The organism is Ruegeria sp. AN6, from assembly GCF_056540425.1.
The window spans coordinates 1-2,647 of the sequence record NZ_JBQFWR010000038.1; the positions used below are offsets into that span (position 1 = coordinate 1).

Annotated in this window: 3 protein-coding genes; all 3 read left to right on the forward strand. The window is 59.8% G+C overall.

The window, feature by feature from the left end; all coding sequences use genetic code 11:
- A partial coding sequence (locus ACR0MQ_RS22865; RefSeq protein WP_480611251.1) for a formate--tetrahydrofolate ligase occupies positions 1-1,344 on the forward strand: 1,344 nt, incomplete at its 5' end.
- A 57-nt stretch (positions 1,345-1,401) separates the two neighbouring features.
- Positions 1,402-1,707, forward strand: a complete 306-nt coding sequence (locus ACR0MQ_RS22870; RefSeq protein ID WP_010442824.1) for a chorismate mutase — start codon at positions 1,402-1,404, stop codon at positions 1,705-1,707.
- 53 nt (positions 1,708-1,760) lie between these two features.
- Positions 1,761-2,647, forward strand: an 887-nt coding sequence (gene folD / locus ACR0MQ_RS22875) for a bifunctional methylenetetrahydrofolate dehydrogenase/methenyltetrahydrofolate cyclohydrolase FolD (RefSeq protein WP_170474711.1), incomplete at its 3' end; no start/stop codon positions are given.

Consider the following 2,647-nt stretch of genomic DNA (forward strand, 5'->3'; position numbering starts at 1 on the left):
GGTGGCGGTTACGCGCAGGTTGTTCCGATGGAAGAGATGAACCTGCACTTCACCGGTGACTTCCACGCGATTACTTCGGCCCACTCGCTGCTGTCGGCAATGATCGACAACCACATCTATTGGGGCAACGAGTGCGAGATCGACACGCGCCGCGTCGCATGGCGCCGTGTGGTCGATATGAATGACCGCGCCCTGCGTCAGATCACGGCGTCGCTGGGCGGTGTGTCGAACGGTTTCCCGCGTGAAGCAGGCTTTGACATTACCGTGGCGTCCGAAGTCATGGCGATCCTGTGTCTGGCAAACGACCTGAAGGATCTGGAAAAGCGTCTAGGCGACATCATCGTAGCTTACCGCCGTGACAAGACCCCAGTTTACTGCCGCGACATCAAGGCCGAAGGCGCAATGACCGTGCTGCTGAAAGACGCGATGCAGCCGAACCTGGTGCAGACGCTGGAAAACAACCCTGCCTTTGTCCACGGCGGCCCGTTCGCGAACATTGCGCATGGCTGTAACTCGGTCATCGCCACCAAGACCGCTCTGAAAGTGGCTGACTATGTCGTTACTGAAGCGGGCTTTGGTGCGGACCTGGGTGCCGAGAAGTTCATGAACATCAAGTGCCGCAAGGCGGGCATCGCTCCGTCGGCAGTGGTTCTGGTTGCTACCGTGCGCGCGATGAAGATGAACGGCGGCGTTGCCAAGGCCGATCTGGGTGCGGAAAACGTTGACGCTGTGAAATCGGGCTGTGCCAACCTCGGCCGTCACATCGAAAACGTGAAATCCTTCGGTGTGCCGGTTGTTGTCGCCATCAACCACTTTGTCACTGACACCGATGCGGAAGTACAGGCGGTCAGCGACTATTGCGGCGAACATGGCGTCGAGGCGGTTTTGTCGCGCCACTGGGAGCTGGGCTCGGAAGGCTCTGCCCCGCTGGCCGAGAAGGTTGTCGAGATCGTCGAAGGCGGCAGCGCCAACTTCTCGCCGATTTACCCCGACGACATGCCACTGTTTGAGAAGATCGAAACCATCGCCAAGCGTATCTATCGCGCGGATGAGGTTCTGGCCGACAACAAGATCCGTAACCAGCTGAAAGAATGGGAAGAGGCAGGCTATGGCAATCTGCCGGTCTGCATGGCGAAAACACAGTATTCGTTCTCGACCGACCCGACCCTGCGCGGCGCGCCCACCGGCCACTCGGTTCCGGTGCGTGAGGTCCGCCTGTCCGCCGGTGCCGGTTTCATCGTGGTTGTCTGCGGTGAGATCATGACCATGCCCGGTCTGCCGCGCAAGCCGGCCGCGGAAACCATCTGCCTCAATGACGCAGGTGAGATCGAGGGCTTGTTCTAAGCCGCCGAATAAGACATCTCGTGGTCCGGGGAATTCCCGGGCCATGAGGAGACAAACATGCCCACTCTGACACCTCCAAAAGACTGCCACTCAATGCGGGAGTTGCGGGTTCAGATCGACAAGCTGGATCGGCAGCTGATCGAGATGTTGGTGGCGCGTGCAGGTTACATCGACCGCGCATCCGCGCTGAAGCCGGGCGAGGGCTTGCCTGCACGTATTCCGGAGCGTGTCGAGGATGTGGTGCAAAAAGTGCGTATGAATTCGGACGAGCTGGGTATGGATCCTGACCTTGCCGAAAAACTATGGCGCACCTTGATTGATTGGTCGATTGCGCGCGAAGAACGCGTGCTCGGCCCCGACTGAATGACCGGGCGCTTTGTGCGCCCGATCCGTTTTTTGAAAGAAGGGATCAAAGGATGGTAGCTCAAGTCATCGACGGTAAGGCCTTTGCCGCCAAAGTGCGCGCGCAGGTGGCTGACCAGGTTGCGAAACTGAAGGAAGAAAACGGCATCACACCGGGTCTGGCGGTGGTTCTGGTGGGCGAGGATCCGGCCAGTCAGGTCTATGTCCGCTCGAAGGGAAAAATGACCGTTGAAGTCGGTATGAACTCATACGAGCACAAGCTGGATGCAGACACCTCCGAAGAAGACCTTCTGGCGCTGATCGACAAGCTGAACAACGATCCTGCCGTACACGGTATTCTGGTGCAGCTGCCGCTGCCCAAGCACCTAAACGAAGACCTGGTGATCAACTCGATTGATCCGGCGAAAGATGTAGACGGGTTCCATATCTCGAATGTCGGCCTGCTGGGTACGGGTCAGAAATCGATGGTGCCCTGTACGCCGCTGGGCTGCCTGATGATGCTGCGCGACCACCATGGCTCTCTGTCGGGCATGGATGCTGTTGTAATTGGCCGCTCGAATATTGTGGGCAAGCCGATGGCGCAGCTGCTGCTGGGCGACAGCTGCACCGTGACCATCGCGCATAGCCGCACCAAGGACCTGCCCGACGTGGTACGCCGCGCGGACATCGTCGTCGCCGCCGTAGGCCGCCCCGAGATGGTGCCGGGTGACTGGATCAAGGAAGGCGCGACCGTAATCGACGTGGGCATCAACCGGATCGAACGTGACGGCAAGAACAAGCTGGTTGGCGATGTGGACTATGCCAGCGCGGCCGAACGCGCAGGTGCAATCACTCCGGTACCGGGTGGCGTAGGCCCGATGACGATCGCCTGCCTGCTTGCGAATACGCTGACCGCCGCGTGCCGGGCGAATGGCCTGCCAGAGCCCGAAGGCCTGACAGC